This window comes from Pseudomonas oryzihabitans, assembly GCF_024652905.1.
Lineage (GTDB): Bacteria > Pseudomonadota > Gammaproteobacteria > Pseudomonadales > Pseudomonadaceae > Chryseomonas > Chryseomonas benzopyrenica.
The window spans coordinates 4,563,497-4,579,985 of the sequence record NZ_CP102428.1; the positions used below are offsets into that span (position 1 = coordinate 4,563,497).

Annotated in this window: 15 protein-coding genes; 4 read left to right on the top strand and 11 right to left on the bottom strand. The window is 61.8% G+C overall.

Annotation, left to right across the window (positions count from 1 at the left end; translation table 11 throughout):
• Positions 1 to 8: 8 nt before the first annotated feature.
• The 6 genes from NRG74_RS21135 to NRG74_RS21160 all read right to left on the bottom strand — a co-directional run bounded on the left by NRG74_RS21135 (position 9) and on the right by NRG74_RS21160 (position 8,183).
• A complete protein-coding gene (locus NRG74_RS21135) occupies positions 9 to 1,130 on the bottom strand; it encodes a hypothetical protein (RefSeq protein ID WP_257705240.1) in 1,122 nt (373 codons plus the stop codon).
• A gap of 141 nt (positions 1,131 to 1,271) precedes the next feature.
• Entirely contained in the window at positions 1,272 to 3,347 is a 2,076-nt protein-coding gene (locus NRG74_RS21140) for an ATP-binding protein (protein WP_257705241.1), read from the bottom strand.
• 928 nt (positions 3,348 to 4,275) lie between these two features.
• A complete protein-coding gene (locus NRG74_RS21145) occupies positions 4,276 to 5,712 on the bottom strand; it encodes an NAD(P)(+) transhydrogenase (Re/Si-specific) subunit beta (protein WP_257705242.1) in 1,437 nt (478 codons plus the stop codon).
• 1 nt (position 5,713) lies between these two features.
• The gene (locus NRG74_RS21150; RefSeq protein ID WP_059316180.1) at positions 5,714 to 6,028 is read right to left on the bottom strand and encodes an NAD(P) transhydrogenase subunit alpha; all 315 of its coding nucleotides are present in this window, start codon (positions 6,026 to 6,028) and stop codon (positions 5,714 to 5,716) included.
• Between the two features lie 39 nt (positions 6,029 to 6,067).
• On the bottom strand, positions 6,068 to 7,186 hold the full coding sequence (locus NRG74_RS21155) for a Re/Si-specific NAD(P)(+) transhydrogenase subunit alpha (RefSeq protein ID WP_257705243.1): 1,119 nt from the start codon (positions 7,184 to 7,186) through the stop codon (positions 6,068 to 6,070).
• A gap of 124 nt (positions 7,187 to 7,310) precedes the next feature.
• On the bottom strand, positions 7,311 to 8,183 hold the full coding sequence (locus tag NRG74_RS21160; protein ID WP_257705244.1) for an alpha/beta hydrolase family protein: 873 nt from the start codon (positions 8,181 to 8,183) through the stop codon (positions 7,311 to 7,313).
• Positions 8,184 to 8,256: 73 nt separating this feature from the next.
• Between NRG74_RS21160 and NRG74_RS21165 the strand changes: the two genes are divergently transcribed.
• Together NRG74_RS21165 and NRG74_RS21170 are read left to right on the top strand one after the other, a co-directional pair.
• On the top strand, positions 8,257 to 8,820 hold the full coding sequence (locus NRG74_RS21165) for a TetR/AcrR family transcriptional regulator (RefSeq protein WP_059316177.1): 564 nt from the start codon (positions 8,257 to 8,259) through the stop codon (positions 8,818 to 8,820).
• A gap of 60 nt (positions 8,821 to 8,880) precedes the next feature.
• On the top strand, positions 8,881 to 9,018 hold the full coding sequence (locus NRG74_RS21170; protein ID WP_167348568.1) for a hypothetical protein: 138 nt from the start codon (positions 8,881 to 8,883) through the stop codon (positions 9,016 to 9,018).
• A 608-nt stretch (positions 9,019 to 9,626) separates the two neighbouring features.
• Here NRG74_RS21170 and NRG74_RS21175 read toward each other — a convergent pair.
• Both NRG74_RS21175 and NRG74_RS21180 read right to left on the bottom strand, forming a co-directional pair.
• Positions 9,627 to 10,475, bottom strand: coding sequence for an ureidoglycolate lyase (locus NRG74_RS21175; RefSeq protein WP_017638686.1), 849 nt, complete (start codon positions 10,473 to 10,475; stop codon positions 9,627 to 9,629).
• Positions 10,476 to 10,519: 44 nt separating this feature from the next.
• Positions 10,520 to 11,260 carry an SDR family oxidoreductase gene (locus NRG74_RS21180; RefSeq protein WP_017638687.1) on the bottom strand — a complete coding sequence of 247 codons (741 nt, stop codon included), beginning with the start codon at positions 11,258 to 11,260 and terminating at the stop codon, positions 10,520 to 10,522.
• Between the two features lie 348 nt (positions 11,261 to 11,608).
• Here NRG74_RS21180 and NRG74_RS21185 point away from each other — a divergent pair, with 348 nt between their 5' ends.
• On the top strand, positions 11,609 to 12,439 hold the full coding sequence (locus NRG74_RS21185) for a PhzF family phenazine biosynthesis protein (protein WP_257705245.1): 831 nt from the start codon (positions 11,609 to 11,611) through the stop codon (positions 12,437 to 12,439).
• 7 nt (positions 12,440 to 12,446) lie between these two features.
• Here NRG74_RS21185 and NRG74_RS21190 read toward each other — a convergent pair whose 3' ends face one another.
• On the bottom strand, positions 12,447 to 12,614 hold the full coding sequence (locus NRG74_RS21190) for a hypothetical protein (protein ID WP_257705246.1): 168 nt from the start codon (positions 12,612 to 12,614) through the stop codon (positions 12,447 to 12,449).
• A gap of 176 nt (positions 12,615 to 12,790) precedes the next feature.
• Between NRG74_RS21190 and NRG74_RS21195 the strand changes: the two genes are divergently transcribed.
• Positions 12,791 to 13,573 (top strand): aldolase, encoded by a 783-nt coding sequence (locus NRG74_RS21195; RefSeq protein ID WP_231355931.1) that lies wholly within the window; start codon positions 12,791 to 12,793, stop codon positions 13,571 to 13,573.
• A gap of 9 nt (positions 13,574 to 13,582) precedes the next feature.
• On the opposite strand, the gene NRG74_RS21200 is transcribed toward NRG74_RS21195, so the two are convergent.
• Together NRG74_RS21200 and NRG74_RS21205 are read right to left on the bottom strand one after the other, a co-directional pair.
• The gene (locus NRG74_RS21200) at positions 13,583 to 13,864 is read right to left on the bottom strand and encodes a hypothetical protein (RefSeq protein ID WP_017638691.1); all 282 of its coding nucleotides are present in this window, start codon (positions 13,862 to 13,864) and stop codon (positions 13,583 to 13,585) included.
• Between the two features lie 381 nt (positions 13,865 to 14,245).
• Positions 14,246 to 16,333 (bottom strand): PAS domain-containing protein, encoded by a 2,088-nt coding sequence (locus tag NRG74_RS21205; protein WP_257705247.1) that lies wholly within the window; start codon positions 16,331 to 16,333, stop codon positions 14,246 to 14,248.
• Positions 16,334 to 16,489 lie beyond the last annotated feature (156 nt).

A 16,489-nucleotide genomic window follows, 5' to 3' on the forward strand; every position in this document is an offset into this window, starting at 1 on the left:
ATCTCAGGTTACTGGGTAATGACGGCGTGGTTGGAGAAGCCGCTCTGGGTGATGCTGATGGCATTGCCCGCCGTGTTCTGGGTCAGATTGGCGGTGTGCTGGTAGCCACTCTGGCTGGCGGTGATGCTGGAGGCGTTGCCCTGCACGAAGGCCGTCACCCCGAGGTCGTTGCCTTGCTGATCGACCTTCAGCTGGCCGTCGTTACCGAGGTAATAGGCGGTGATGCCATTGCCGTCGCCATTGGACACCAGATCCAGCTGGTTGCCCTCGCCCGAGACGGTGGCGGAGGCGCCATTGCCGTTACCGCTCTGCGCCAGGGTCAGCTGGCTGCCGACGCCATAGACATTCACGTCCGCACGGTTGAGGTCACCGCGCTGGGCGATGTCGACGGTGCTGGGCCGCGAATAGCCGCTGGAATGCCGGACCCGGGCATCGTTGCCGTTACCCTGTTGCACCACGGTGGAGTCGGTTCGCTCGCCGGCCTGCTTGAGGCCGATGTAGTTGTCGTTGCCGCGCTGTTCGACGATCGTCGTGGAGTCCTCGCCGTTCTGGCTGACCCAGGCCGCGTTGCGTAGGCCGAAGCTGGTCACCTGCAGGTCCTGGCGGTCACCGTGCTGAGCCAGGTCCAGCTTGCCGTCGAGTCCATCCTGGCGCACCGTCAGGGTGTTCTGGCCCGCGGCATAGCTGTCCTGCTCGATATCGATCCGGTGATTGCCGCCGTCCTGGTGGACATAGGTGTCCTGCCGCAAGCCACTCTGCCGCACCACCGTCTCGTTGCCGCTGCCCGGTCCCTGGTCGACCTGCACCCGGTCATAGCCACCATCGCGCTGCTCGATATCCACCAGACGCCGCGAGCCCCAGGCCTGGTTGACCTCGACAGCGCTCTTGCCATTGGTCTGCAGCACCCGCACGCGGTCATCGGCAGCGTTCTGCTGGGTGACCTGAGCGTTGAGAAAACTGCCGCTCTGCTGAATATCCGCCTGGTTGCGCGCCGACAGCTCGCCGCCTTGGTTCAGGTTCACCACATTGAAACCGCCGTTCTGCTGGACGTTGGCGGCGTGGGATTCGGCCCAGGCGACGCTGGTGTTGGCCAGTAGCAACGCGACCATGAGGGAGCGGGAGGTTTGCATGGGGACGGTCCTTTTAGCCTATGTATAAAAGCAGCCGAAAATTTAAGTGATAAATCAGTTCCGTAGTATCCTCGCTAATAATGTTGAATGTGCAATCAGTCAAAAGTTTGAATTTTTTGAAAGTGCTAGGGTTGCAAGAGGCTAGGACGCAGATTCAATTTCTCTTTGGATTGAGAGTGATAATCTGTCCAGTGTTCTTTGTTGTAATAAAAAATACGGCTCCGATATTTGCGAAAATTGTTTTCCTTCAAAGTCTGAAGTTAGAAATTCAAAATAGCTTTTTGTGGTTGCAGAATTTAGATGAAGGTGGTCTATGTCGTTGCGATAGACCTTTATTCTATGTAGGACTGGCCAAAGGTGTTCATACGAGGTCTTTATGTCATTCCAGAAATATTGTTTTTTGCCTATGTCTGCTCCGTATTTTTCGATGGATTCAACAAAGCATCTGTTTAAAGTGTTTATAAAGGCAGAGAACCCGTCTTTATCTTGAGCTACTTTTGTATCGTATAATCTCCCGCCTTCAGGAAAGGAATTAGCACCAAAGAGCTTGCAAGGTTTTGCCCCTTGGTTTGCTAGTCGCTCTAAGACGCTGAAGTCAGTTGATATTTCTTCAATTCTACGCTTTAGCCAGCTGCTTCTGTTGTCCTTATCTATGAGCGGGTAGAGCAGTTCGCGTCCATCTTTTTTCATCGAGTCGAGGGCAACTCTTTGAGCGATGACAGGGATGTTTATCTCGTAGCCATGGTCGCGTTTTCTTATAAGTTGGTAGCTGCAGAGATGAGATGTGTATGTGGTTTCTTTTGAAAGTTCTTCAAATTCTAGTTCTCGGCCAGTTGCAAGTAGCTCAAATAGGTAATATTCATCTGGATAAAATTCGCGAATTTCGGAAATAGCATGATTGCTATAAAATGTAAGTTCTTGATCGATTCTTGGCTTCAGTGCATTGAATGTATTGGTGTCAACTTTAAATGGGTGGTCTTGTGTTTCCGCCATAAACGAGTTTAGTGTGCTGCACGCTTGGCGAATGAGGAGTGGATGTCCGCCGTACCAGTCTCGAATGCAACCACAAGCATCGTATTCAAAAGTCATTCCCATGCGCTTGCCAAGTTTGCGCAACATGATTTTGGCTTCTTCTTGACTGAAGCCCGTTAGATATTTGTGGGGTACTATGCCAAACAAAGGATTCTGAACGCCATCAACTAAGTCCGACTCAACAACGCTAGGATTAACTCCTGCAATTATGAAGCTAAGGCATTTGAATTGACTTTGCGATGACCATAAGGTCTGCCAAAGTTCTATGTAATCGTCAACCCAGTGTTTGTCTCGAGGCGAGATGAATGAAATGTATTCAATCTCATCAAACATAATGCATATTCGATGGCCAGCATCTCTGCACTCCTTTATGAGTGACACAAAGTTTTTAGATGCTTGACGTTCTGTGTAGTTACCTATTTTTGGTATGCTAAGTTTGTTAGAAATCTCTGCGGCTAGATCTTCAAGCAATTCAAACCAACGAGCCTTCCGCACATGAGGCTGTTTGCAGTCAATATAAAAAACAGAGGCTACTTTTTCTGACTCACATAGGCGCTTTATCTTGAATAAAAGTGATGTTTTTCCCGTTTTTCTCAGTCCAAATATCGCCTTGTTTTCACTCTGCTTGATGGAGCCGTAGTACTCCATTACCGAGTTTTGGCGGCCGAAAAAGTATGTGTCCTCTACAAGTGGTAATGAATAGTTGAATAGGTCTCTTCCAAAAAAAAGTTTGTTGAGGCGATTTCTTACAAACCAGTTATCTCCCTTTGCCTCATCTAGTTCAGAAACGGAAAATGGTACAATTATACGTGCTTCTTGACGTGATGACACATATGAGTCAAGCCATTTCGCTACGTTTTCATCATCTGATACTAAAAAATAGTTAAGTGTTTCGACTCTGCCCTTCGCAGGTGAAGTTGAAAATATCTGCTCTACCGCCTGAAGTGTTCTTGGTTCCATGTGCGAAAATGGAGAATAAATAAGTAGGATTTCATTTTCAAATCCGTAAGACTCTTTATAGTGCTTGTCTGGGGAGAGAAAGTACATCGATACTGTGGCATTGTAAGCTCTGGTCTTTTTTCCCCATGTCACATCAAAGCCATCTAGAAAGGGTAGAAGAATCTCCCTCTCTTTTGGGTGGGTTGAAAGATGTTGCTCTTCAACTTCTATTTTTATACTTCCCATGGGTGTCCTTTATTTGGCTGAAACGCGCAAATTGGTTTTATTTTATTTAAATGCAACAATTTCGAATATCTAATTTAGTTGAGATTTTATATAAATTTCTCTGGATTAGTATTTTTGATATGTTGCTGAGTAAATGGTGGCGCAAAGGTAGGAGTGAGTGTTGTTGATTTTAGTCGGCTAGGCTTGAACTTTATATAATCTTTAAGAGTGCGCTGTTTTTGGTGTTCTATTGGTGGTTTTGTTGGTTTCATAAAATACTCTTATCTTAGGTGACTTCGGTGCTGTATCTACTTGGTTAAGTTAAATCTCTAGCTACTGGGCATGAAGGAGACTGTGATGAATTTTCCAGATGACGCTATAGGCTTTCTGATTACGCAGCGATTCTAGCCAGCCTGATGCTGTTGGATCCAATTTAATTGCCTTGGGCTTTCAGCGGGCAATAAAAATTACAATGCGCGCAAGAGTTGGATCTACTTCTATGCCATGAAATAATTTAAGTAAGAGCAAGGCGGCAAGCAACGGTAGCCAGATAAATAGCAGCGAGATGCAATGAATCTTATGGCGGAGCTAATCAGAAATAGTATCGAACTCGCCGCTAAGAGCGCCGTGATGGTCCTACGTGGTCTTGCCCTAGCAGTGTTTGGTAGGTGCATGGCGGCGTCTTGGCCCAAGGTGAAGAGTATCCTAGTCGATCCCCTCCTTTTTCTGGGTTTCACGTTAGGCGGCAGGTTTGAAAACGTCAAGTCGGGTAGGGCGCCGCATCAAGGGGCTTGCTGCGCTGAAGTCCATCGGTTACTACGGAAAACAACCTAAATCTCGCACGTGCTGCAGTTGCGGCTAACAAAAAAAAGGGAAAATTGGGCAATGTTAAAATGAAATGTCCGACGAACTGCCCCCGCGACCACCCGAGCGGTCGCAGGGGCATGGCTTAATCCACCGCCTTGACCATCTCCTCGATGACCTTCTTGGCATCGCCAAAGACCATCAGGGTCTTGTCCAGGTAGAAGAGTTCGTTGTCCAGGCCCGCGTAGCCGCTGGCCATGGATCTCTTGTTGACGATGATCGTCTTGGCCTTGAAAGCTTCGAGGATGGGCATGCCGGCGATGGGTGACTTGGGGTCGTTCTTGGCGGCCGGGTTGACCACGTCGTTGGCGCCGAGCACCAGCACCACGTCGGCCTGGCCGAATTCGGAGTTGATGTCGTCCATCTCGAACACCTGGTCGTAGGGCACCTCGGCTTCGGCCAAGAGCACGTTCATATGGCCGGGCATGCGTCCGGCCACCGGGTGGATGGCGTATTTCACCGTCACCCCGTTGTGCACCAGCTTCTCGGTCAGCTCCTTGAGCGCGTGCTGGGCGCGGGCCACCGCCAGGCCGTAACCGGGGACGATGATGACGCTGTCGGCGTTGCCCAGCAGGAAGGCGGCGTCGTCCGCCGAGCCGGATTTGACCGGACGCTGCTCCTGGCTACCGCCACTGGCCGCGGCTTCCGTCGCCCCACCGAAGCCGCCGAGGATGACGTTGAAGAAGGAGCGGTTCATCGCCTTGCACATGATGTAGGAGAGGATGGCGCCGCTCGATCCCACCAGCGAACCGGCGATGATCAGCATGGAGTTGTTCAGCGAGAAGCCGATGCCGGCAGCGGCCCAGCCGGAGTAGCTGTTGAGCATGGAGACCACCACCGGCATGTCGGCGCCGCCGATGGGGATGATGATCAGCACGCCGATGACGAAGGCCAGGGCCACCAGCACGGCGAAGGCGCCGAGGTTGCCGCTGAAGGTGAACATCAGGCCCAGGGCGAGAATGGCCACGCCAATGGCCAGGTTGAGGATGTGCTGGCCGGCGAACTGCACCGGGGCGCCCTGGAACAGGCGGAACTTGTATTTGCCCGAGAGCTTGCCGAAGGCGATCACCGAACCGGAGAAGGTGATGGCGCCGATGGCCGCGCCGAGGAACAGCTCCAGGCGGTTGCCGCTGGGGATCGGATGGCCAAAGGTGGCGACGATGCCCAGGGACTGCGGCTCGACCACCGCGGCGATGGCAATGAACACCGCGGCCAGGCCGATCATGCTGTGCATGAAGGCGACCAGCTCGGGCATCTTAGTCATTTCCACGCGCTTGGCCATGATCGCGCCGGCACTACCGCCCACCAGCAGGCCGACGATGACGTAGCCGATGCCCTGCACCGCCAGCTCGCTGCCGAGCTTGTGGATCAGCGCCAGGGTGGTGAGCACGGCGAGGGTCATGCCGGCCATGCCGAAGGCGTTGCCGCGGCGTGAGGTGGTGGGGTGGGAAAGGCCCTTGAGCGCCTGGATGAAGCACACCGAGGCGACGAGGTAGAGCAGGGTGATGAGGTTCATGCTCATGTCAGGGCTTCTCCGCCTGGGCCTTGGGGGCCTTCTTCTTGAACATTTCCAGCATGCGGCGGGTGACCAGGAAGCCGCCGAAGACGTTGACCGCCGCCAGGGCCACGGCCAGGGTGCCCATGGTCTTGCCCAGCGGGGTGACGGTGAGGGCGGCGGCGAGCATGGCGCCGACGATGACGATGGCGGAGATGGCGTTGGTCACGGCCATCAGCGGGGTGTGCAGCGCGGGGGTGACGTTCCAGACCACGTGGTAGCCGACATAGATGGCCAGCACGAAGATGATCAGGTTGTAGATGCCGTCGGAAATCAGATCCATGGGGGCAGTCCTTTAAAGGCAGAGGGGCCGGGCTGGGGCTCAGGCGTTCTTGCGGCGCAATTCGCCGCCGTGGCACATCAGGCAGGCGGCGACGATGTCGTCCTCCAGGTCGAGGTGGAAGGCCCCGTCCTTGAGCACCAGCTTGAGGAAGTCCAGCAGGTTGCGGGCATAGAGCGCCGAGGCGTCCGCCGGTACCCGGGCGGCCAGGTTGCCGTAGCCCACCAGGGTGACGCCGTGCTTGACCACCACCCGGTCCAGCTCGGTCAGCGGGCAGTTGCCACCCTGGCTGGCGGCCAGGTCGATGACCACGGAGCCAGGCTTCATTTCGGCCACGGTGGCTTCGTGCAGCAGGGTGGGCGCGCGGCGACCGGGGATCAGCGCGGTGGTGATGACGATGTCGGCCTGTTTGGCGCGCTCGTGCACGGCCTTGGCCTGGCGCTCCATCCAGGTGGCCGGCATGGGCCGGGCATAGCCGCCGACGCCTTCGGCGCACTGGCGCTCCTCTTCGGTCTCGAAGGGCACGTCGACGAACTTGGCACCGAGGGATTCGATCTGCTCCTTCACCGCAGGGCGCACGTCGGAAGCCTCGATCACCGCGCCGAGGCGTTTGGCGGTGGCGATGGCCTGCAGCCCCGCCACCCCGGCGCCGAGGATCAGCACCCGCGCGGCCTTCACCGTGCCGGCGGCGGTCATCAGCATGGGCATGAAGCGCGGATAGTGGTCGGCCGCCAGCATCACCGCCTTGTAGCCGGCGATGTTGGCCTGGGAGGAGAGCACGTCCAGGCTCTGGGCGCGGGAGGTGCGCGGCGCCGCTTCCAGGGCGAAGGCGGTGAGGCCGCGGGCATTGAGCTGGTCCAGGGTCTCCTGGGCGAAGGGGTTGAGCATGCCGATCAGCACGGCGCCAGGCTTCATCAGCGCCAGCTCGGCGGCATTGGGCGCCGCGACCTTGAGCACCAGGTCGGCGCCCAGGGCCGCGGCGGCATCGCCGAGCTGGGCGCCAATGGCGGCATAGGCCGCGTCGGGCACGCTGGCGCGCTCGCCAGCACCCTGTTGCACCACCACCTGGTGGCCCTGGCCGATCAGTTTCTTGAGGGTTTCGGGGGTCGCGGCCACGCGCGTTTCCCCCGCACCGGTTTCCATCGGGACGCCGATCAGCACGGGTGTTACTCCTTGTTATTCGTGCCGCCACAATGGGACCTGGGGCAGCGGAGTGGCTGTCCGGAAACGACGGGTAGCTTTTGAAAAAGCGACAGGCGCGCCGCTGGGGCGGCCTGTTTGGGACTCAGCTCAGCCCCGGTGAGCGGGGCAGGGCGGCGAACCAGTCCAGGGCGCGGTCCCACAGGGGCTGGGCGCTGGCGCGGAAGTAACCCATGTGGCCAATGGCGCCGCCGTGCTGGCGGGGGTCGAGGTCTTCGCGCTGCAGGTCGACGTTGCGATAGGCCTGCATGAAGGCATCACGCGAGCGCGGCGTGGCCCAGAGGTCGTCCAGGGCGTTGACCGCGACGATGGGCGTGCGCACCTCGGCATAGCCCGCTTCGATGCCCCGCATGGCCGGGTCGTCGAAGAAGTAGTGGGGATAGCTGCACCAGTGGCGCCACTGGCGATAGACGTCGCGTGGCAGGTCTTCGCCCAGGCCCAGGGCGCTCCAGGGGCAGTAGCCTTTCCACCAGGTCAGCACCGGCAGCACCAGCTTCCACATGGCCAGCACCTTGAGGCGTTCGAGCGGCGGCATGTAGCCGTGCCAGCCAGCGCTGGTGCCGAAGACATAGAAGCCGGCGACCTTGGCGTGATTGGGCAGCAGGCCGAAGGCATGGCCGCCATAGGAGTGGCCGACCAGGTAGAGGGGGACGTCGCCCTGGGCCATGGCGTCCACGGCGGCGGCGAGGTCCTGGCGCGCCCAGTCCAGCAGGTCCATGCGAAAGCCCTTGAGCGAGGCGGGTGCGGAGCGACCGACGCCGCGATAGTCCAGGGTCAGGGTCTCGAAGCCGCGGGCCGCGGCGTGCTGGGCGAAGCGCCGGTAGAAGCCCTGGGGCACGGCGGTGGCGCCGGCGACGATTAGCCGTCCCTGCAGCGGCGCCTGGGCGGGATAGCGACTGGTGCTGAGGCGATAACCGTCCGCGGTGATCAGGTCCTCGACGAGGGCGTCGCTAGGCATGGGGTGGTCCCTATGACAGTTGTTATAATGCCTGGACGGTAGATTATGACGACTGTCATAGCAAGGAGAATGAATGACCGAGCAGTCGACGGTGCGGGAACGGGTAGTGGTGGCCGCGTCGGCCATGCTGGCGCAGCACGGCCTCAATGCCACCAGCATCCGCGAGACCATCAAGCGCGCCGAGGCGCCGCTGGGGTCCACCTATCATCACTTTCCCGGCGGCAAGCATCAGCTGGTGGTGGAGGCGGTGGAGCTGGCCGGTGCCCAGGTCAGTCGCGATCTAGAGCGGCAGCTGCAGGCCGGGGCGCTGGCGGGGATCCAGGGCTTTTTGCAGCTGTGGCGCGACATCCTGCTGGACTCGGACTTTCGCGTCGGCTGCCCGGTGATGGCGGTGGCGGTGGAAGAGCCGGTGGACGAGATCGCCCAGCGCGAGCTGGACGCGGCAGCGGGCATCTATCGCCGTTGGGAGGCGCGCTTGCAGGTGGCGTTGGTCGAGCATGGGCATTCGACCGAGGCAGCGACGGGGCTGGCCACGCTGCTGGTGGCGGCGGTGCAGGGGGTGATTCCGCTGTGTCGCGCCCAGCGCAGCATCGAACCCTTCGACCGGGTCGCCGAACGTCTGGTGGCGCTGGTCTAGCGGGAACGCCGCAGGGGCCGGGAGACTCCACCGAAGGCACTTCTTTTATCGGAGTACCTCATGAATCCCGAACCCGCGGACGACAAGCAGACCCCCCACGACTACGACGAATACGGCGACGTGCCGGATTCGGCGAACACCACCACCACCGAAGAGCGCGAGGACCAGGACGACAGTCCCTTGAGTCCCAAGCGATAGCTGATTCGGTGTTTGGCGCGTGGACAAGGCTGCCCCGTTGTCCACCCTACGGGGTGCCACGATGCCGGCCCCTTGTTGGGCTTCGCTGCGCTCAGCGCCAACCTACGTCGAGTCTGGCGTAGGGTGGAAAACCGCATGGCGTTTTCCACGCGTCGCTGCGCTCGGCTAACGCCAAACCTAAAGGCTATCCACGGAGCTGCCCTCTCTCCCTCTGGGAGAGGGCTGGGGTGAGGGTGCTCACCCTTTGTTGGGCTTCGCTGCGCTCAGCGCCAACCTACGTTTAGTCTGGCGTAGGGTGGAAAACCGTAGGGCGTTTTCCACGCATTGCTGCGCTCGGCTAACGCCAAACCTAAAGGCTATCCACGGAGCCGCCCCCCTCTCCCTCTGGGAGAGGGTTAGGGTGAGGGCAGCCGCCCTCCGCTGGGCTTCGCTGCGCTCAGCGCCAACCTGCGTTTAGTCTGGCGTAGGGTGGAAAACTACGCAGCGTTTTCCACGTAGTGAGGTTCTCTGATTACTCCACGCGTGCTCTTCATCGGCATGACCATTTCCTCACCCCCCGTGCCCGTTCAAAACGGGCACGGCGATGTCAACGCGGATGAAGGGAGCTTTCAGTCGGCGGCGACGGTGCGCTGGTGCTGCTCGCCCAGGCCCTGGATGCCCAGGCGCATTTCCTGGCCGGGCTTGAGGTACACCGACTGCGGCTTGACGCCCATGCCCACGCCCGGCGGGGTACCGGTGGAGATGACGTCACCCGGCTGCAGGCTCATGCAGCGGCTGAGGTAGGCAATGATCTGGGCCACCGTGAAGATCATGGTGCGGGTGTTGCCGTTCTGGTAGCGGTGGCCGTCCACCTCCAGCCAGAGGTCGAGGTTCTGCGGGTCGGCCACTTCGTCGGCGGTGACCAGCCAGGGGCCGAGCGGGCCAAAGGTGTCGAAGCCCTTGCCCTTGTCCCAGGTACCACCGCGCTCGATCTGCCACTCGCGCTCGGAGACGTCGTTGACCACGCAATAGCCGGCCACGTGATCCAGGGCATTGGCCTCGTCGATGTAGCGTCCGGCCTTGCCGATCACCACGCCCAGCTCCACTTCCCAGTCGGTCTTGGTCGAGTCGCGGGGGATCTGCACGGCGTCGTTGGGGCCGCAGATGGCGCTGGTCCACTTGTTGAACACCACCGGCTCCTTGGGCACGTCCAGCCCGGATTCGGCGGCGTGATCGGCGTAGTTGAGGCCGATGCAGATGAACTTGCCGACCCGACCCACGCAAGGACCCAGGCGCGGTGAGCCGTCCACCAGCGGCAGACTGTTCGGGTCCAGCTGACGCAGCCGGGCCAGGGACTCGGCGCCGAGCGCCTCGCCAGCGAGATCGGCCACCTGGCCGGAGAGATCGCGAAGCCGGCCCTGGGCATCCAGCAGACCGGGTTTTTCCTGGCCCTGGGGGCCGTAGCGCAAGAGTTTCATCGGAGCTCCTATGAGGGGCGAAAGGGTACAGACGAAAAGCGGCGTCAGACGCTCCAGCCACCATCGATCACCTGGGCGGTCCCGGTGACGAAGGCGGCGGCGTCGGACGCAAGATACAGGGCGAGGGCGGCGATCTCTTCCGGGCGGCCCACGCGACCCATCGGCTGGCGGGCGGCGAAGGCGGCCTGCACCTCGGCTTCGCTGCGGCCTTCACGGGCGGCCTGGTCGGCGATGCGCTGGTGCAGCGAGGGGGAATCCACGGTGCCGGGGCAGATGGCGTTGCAGCGGATGCCCTGGCCGACATAGTCGGCGGCCACCGACTTGGTCAGGCCGATCACTGCCGCCTTGCTGGCGCCATAGGCGCAACGATTGGCCACGCCCTTCAGGCTGGAGGCGATCGAAGCCATGTTGATGATGCAGCCGCCGCCCTGGGCCAGCATGCCGGGTAGCACGGCGCGGATCATCCGGTACATGGCGGTGGCGTTGAGTTCGAAGGAGAAGCGCCAAGCCTCTTCGTCGCAATCGAGGATGCTGCCGGCATGGACGTAGCCGGCGCAGTTGAACAAGACGTCGAAGCTGCCCAGCTCGGCGACCAGAGCCGACACGGCCGCGGCATCGGTGACGTCGAGCACCCGGGTCTGCAGGCCATCCAGGCTGTCCAGGGCGGCGGCATTGATGTCAGTGGCGATGACCTCGGCACCGGCGCGATGGAAGGCGAGGGCGGTGGCCCGACCGATCCCCTGGCCGGCGGCGGTGACCAGAACGCGTTTGCCTGCATGACTCATGCGGGAGACCTCTTGGCTGGCTTTTGTTATGGATCGCCTGACCGCCAATGGTCATGGGTCAGGCCGTCGGTCGTATTGTTTAGACCCCGCCAGGTTCACAGGCAAGGATTTTTTCGCGACACAATGCGCGACCTGAACGAGGCGGCAGTACCCCTTTCGGTGATCGGAAAGGCCAGGTTCCAACGATAGATCGCTGTCCGACTCCGCGTCCTCACCGCCGCCAAGTAGCTGCCGGGCAGCTTCTCTTCCGACACCCATCTGTACGGACCTTTTCGCGGCTTGGCTGTGGCTGGTCCGGCCTGGGCTCCACCGGTGACAATCGGCTCTTTGTCCCCGGAGCCCGCCGCCATGTCCCTCGTCTTTCATCAGGTTGATGTCTTCGCCCAACGCCTCCTGGAGGGCAATGCCCTGGCAGTGGTCTGCGGTGCCGATCAGCTTTCCACCGAACAGATGGCCGCCCTGGCGCGCTGGACCAATCTGTCGGAGACCACCTTTCTCCTCGAACCCACCGATCCAGCCGCGGACTACCGGGTGCGCATCTTCACCCCGGTCCGCGAACTGCCCTTCGCCGGCCATCCGACCCTGGGCAGTTGCCATGTCTGGCTGCGCGAAGGCGGACGACCCAAGGGCATCGAGGTGATCCAGGAGTGCGGCGCCGGCCTGGTGCCCATCCGCGCCGCCGGGGACGAGCTGGCCTTCGCCGCGCCGCCACTGCTGCGGAGCGGGTCGGTGGCGCCCGAGGTGCTGGCGTGCATCGCCCGTGGCACCGGCCTTTCGCCCGAGCGCTTCCAGGCCAGCCAATGGGCCGACAATGGCCCCGGCTGGGTCGCCGTGCTCTTGGAAAGTCGCGAGGAGCTGCTGGCGATCCGCCCGGACTACGCGGCGCTGGAAGGCCTCAATGTCGGCCTGATCGCACCCTGGACGGGCAGCGCTGCCGAGGCGCAGTTCGAGGTACGTGCCCTGATGGGCGAGGAGTTCGCCGAAGATCCGGTCACCGGCAGCCTCAACGCCAGTCTGGCGCAGTGGCTGATCCCGGCGGGCCTGGCCCCGGAGCGCTACCTGGCCAGCCAGGGCACGGCCATGGGTCGCCGTGGTCGGGTGCGGGTGGCCCGCATCGCCGACCGCATCTGGGTGGGCGGCGCGGTGCAGGATTGCATCCGCGGCACCCTTACCCTCTAACCGCGGATCAGAGCCCGACCGAGCGTCCCTTGAAGCCGGCGGCATCGAAGTAGCGGGTGCTGCCGACATTCTGGGTCTTGAGTCCGGCGACCAGGCCGCTCGCCGCCGGCGCAGCACGCCGCACCTGGTGGCTGGCCTTGACCCGCTTGTTGTCCTCCAGACTCTCGCCGAGCACCCGACCAGTTGCCCCTTGGCTGGGATCTCCAGGGGCAGCAGGTGGGCCAGGGCTCTCTACGGAAGCGAAGACAGCAGATATATAACAAGAGACTGCTGAATCTTCATGATGATAGCCCCATGGCAGGGAGCGGCATCCTTTGTGCAGCGTTCCGGCCTCTTCCCAAGGAGCAACCCATGGCCCACGCCTTCGAGAGTACCGACGCCACTGCCCATCAGCTTGATCTGAATACCCCAGCCATCCGCCAGGCGCGCATCGATCTTGCCGCCTGCTTTCGCATGGCCGCCCGCCTGGGGCTGGGCGAAGGCATCTGCAATCACTTTTCCTTCGTGGTGCCGGGCCACGACGAGCTCTTCTTGGTCAATCCCTATGGGCTGGCCTTCGCCGAGGTGACCGCCTCCTCGCTGCTGATCTGCGACTTCGACGGCGGCGTGGTCATGGGCGAAGGCGCGCCCGAAGCCACCGCCTTCCATATCCACGCCCAGCTGCATCGGCTCAATCCGGGCGCACGGGCGGCCTTCCACACCCATATGCCCCACGCCACGGCGCTCTGCCTGCTGGAAGGCGACCCCTTCGTCTGGGCCGGGCAGACCGCGCTGAAGTTCTATGACCGCCTGAGCGTGGACGAGGACTACAACGGCCTGGCGCTGGACGCGGCCGAGGGCGAGCGCATCGCCCGGGCGGCGGGTGACGCGGCGGTGGTCATGCTGAAGAATCACGGACCCCTGGTGCTGGGGCCGAGCATCGCCGAGGCTTGGGACGATCTCTACTACCTGGAGCGCGCCGCCGAGGTGCAACTCAAGGCCATGGCCAGCGGCCGACCACTCAAACCGGTGGCGCCAGCCATCGCCCACGCCGCCTGCCAGCAGATGCTGCAGGGCAATGCCGACAGCGCGCGCCTGCACCTGGACAGCGTGAAGCGTCAGCTCATGCGGTTGGAGCCGGATTATCGGGACTGAGCGGGGCGGTCAGCCGCCGCGGAGGCGGCGCTGGGGCACGGCCTGAGGCTGAGGGGTAGAGCGGTCCAGGGAGTCGATTACGACACTGGGCAGCTGGGCATCCAGCTGCTCGACCAGGCGCTCGCGCAACTGGCGCTTGATCGTGCGGCTCAGGTCGAGCTGTCCATGATGATCCAGGGCCAGAAAGCCCTGCCGGAGCATCTCGATGGACAGGGACGGGGCCTCCGCGCCGAGGGGGCAGACATCGAAGGCGAGCGACGAGGCGGTGGCTGACGGCATCCTGGTGATCATGGCTGTCCCTCCTGGACGAGAGCCTCATGATGCCAGGGCCGGCGAATGTCGCTGCAGTGGCAAAGCGCGGACCCGTGGACTGTTGCGCATTTTGTCGGCGCGAAAAAAAGCCCGGGATCCTCCCGGGCTGAAAGCGCAGATGTCAGCTTCTACGATGCCTTTCGGCACGAGGTATAGCTTGCCATCGTCCGGCTTATGGCTGGCTTAACGTGATTAGCGAATCAACGAGGCCAGCAGGGCCATGCAGGCGATCAGGGTAAAGATCAGCAGCAGGTGAACCAGAGAGCGCTTGTCTATAGGCTTCTCGACAACAGAGGGCACTGAAAGAAGTGATGGCGAATAGTAGCAAAAAGCCATTATTCGTAATCGCTCAGGCTGGGTTCAGCGTTCGTCGAGCAGTAACTGGATGCGTCGCTCCAGCGTATCCAGGGTGAAGGGCTTGGTCAGCACCCGCATGCCCGCCTCGAGATCCCCGGCACCTATGACATTGGCCTCGGCATAGCCGGTGATGAACAGCACTGGCAGCTGCGGCTGCAGGCCGCGCAAGGCATCGGCCAGCTGGCGACCGTTGAGCGCGCCAGGCAGGCCGACGTCGGTGACCAGCAGATCCAGATGGTGGTCGGGCGGGAGCAGCGCCAAGGCGGTGACGGCATCGGCCGCTTCCAGCACCCGGTAGCCCTGGGCGGTCATGGCGTCCACCAGCAGGGTACGGATGGTCGGTTCGTCGTCGACCACCAGGATGGTCTCGCCCTGGCCGGGCAGGTTGGGTTCGGGCTCGGGATGGACCGGGGGGCTGATCACCGGCGCCAGGCCATGGCGCGGCAGATAGAGGTGTACCCAGGTGCCCGCGCCGGGGGCGGAGTCGATGCGGATCTCGCCCCCCGATTGCAGCACGAAACCATGCACCATGGAGAGCCCCAGTCCGGTGCCCTGGCCGAGGGGCTTGGTGGTAAAGAAGGGATCGAACACCCGGGCGAGGACCTCGTCGCTCATGCCGCTGCCGGTATCGCCCACGCTCAGGCGCACGAAGTCGCCCGGGGGCAGCGCCTGGTGCTCGGCCTGGGCTTCGTCGAGACACTCATTGCCCAGGACGATGCGGATGCGACCGCCGTCCGGCATGGCGTCGCGGGCATTGAGGCAGAGGTTGAGCAGGGCGTTTTCCAACTGGGAGGCGTCGATGTGGGTCAGCCACAGCTGGGGATCGGCTTCGCGCTCCAGGGCGATCTGCGGGCCGATGCTGCGCTGGATGAGGTCTTCCAGACCGATCACCAGTCGTTCCAGCGCCACCGGTTGCGGATCCAGAGTCTGGCGCCGGGAAAAGGCCAGCAGCCGGTGAGTCAGGGCGGCGGCGCGCTGGGCGGCGCTGCGGGCGGTGCCGATGTAGCGATCAAGGTCCTGCAACCGGCCCTGGCGCAGACGCAGGTCGAGCATCTCCAACGAGCCGAGGATGCCGGTCAGCAGGTTGTTGAAGTCATGGGCGATGCCGCCGGTGAGCTGGCCGACGGCCTCCATCTTCTGCGACTGGCGCAGGGCCTCTTCCATGACCTGGATGCGCTGTTGTTCTTCAAGGCGCTCGGTCACGTCGTAGGCGAATTGATAGGCACCGATGGAGCGTCCTTCGGCATCGTGCAGCGGGCTGAATTGCAGTTCGTAATGGCGCCGGCCCGGCCCTTCGCCCAGCGAGATGATCTCGCTGAAGGTCTCGCCGGCGAAGGCGCGGCGCCAGTGGGCGAGGATGCCGTCGCGCAATTCGGGCCGCTGCCTGAGGCTTTCGCTGAAGGAATCGCCGATGCGCGGCCGGACCCCGATTTCCTGCTCGAAGACATCGGCGCCGGAGCCGTTGATCGCCAGCCAGCGGAAATCGAAATCCAGCACCTGGATCAGGGCGGCGGCGCCGTCCACCACGTTGGCCAGGATGCGATTGGCCGCCAGGGCGGCCTGTACCCGTTCTTCGAGGGTCTCGTTGAGTTGCCGCAGGGCCGCTTCGGCCCGCTTGCGCGGGGTGATGTCCTGGAACAGCACCGCGACCTGCCGGCGACTGGCCGGCTCGATGCGAAAGGCGGTGACGTCCAGATAGCGGCCGGTGGCCACCAGCTCCTGCTCGAAGCGGATGGCTTCGCCGGTCCGCAGCACATGGCCGTAGCGATCGAGCCAGGCCTGGGCCTCGTCGCCGACCATGTCGCGCAGCTTCTGGCCGACCACGTCGGGGATGCCGGCATGGGCGGTATAGGCCGGGTTGGCCTCGACATGGACATAGTCGCTCAGCGGTCCATGGGGGCCGTCGATGAATTCGATGACGCAGAAGCCCTCGTCCATGGCATTGAACAGGAACTGGTAGCGCTCGCTGGCCAAGGTGACGGCGCCTTCCCGGGGCGCCGCGCACGTGTCCAGTTGCTGACGCAGGTGACGATTGCTCTGCTCCAGCTCGGCGAGGCGCGCCAGCAGGGAGGGGGTATCGGCGAAGGACACGGCAGGCTCGGCAGAAAAGATGAGGCGACGGCTTCGCTTCAAAGATGGGGCATTAGACGTCCGCGGGCGCGAAAGTGCCAGGCGCGTCACAGATCCTTCGCCCTCATATTTCTCGCTTGCCCGCGCCCATTCGAGGCACAGGGAGGACAGAGTCGG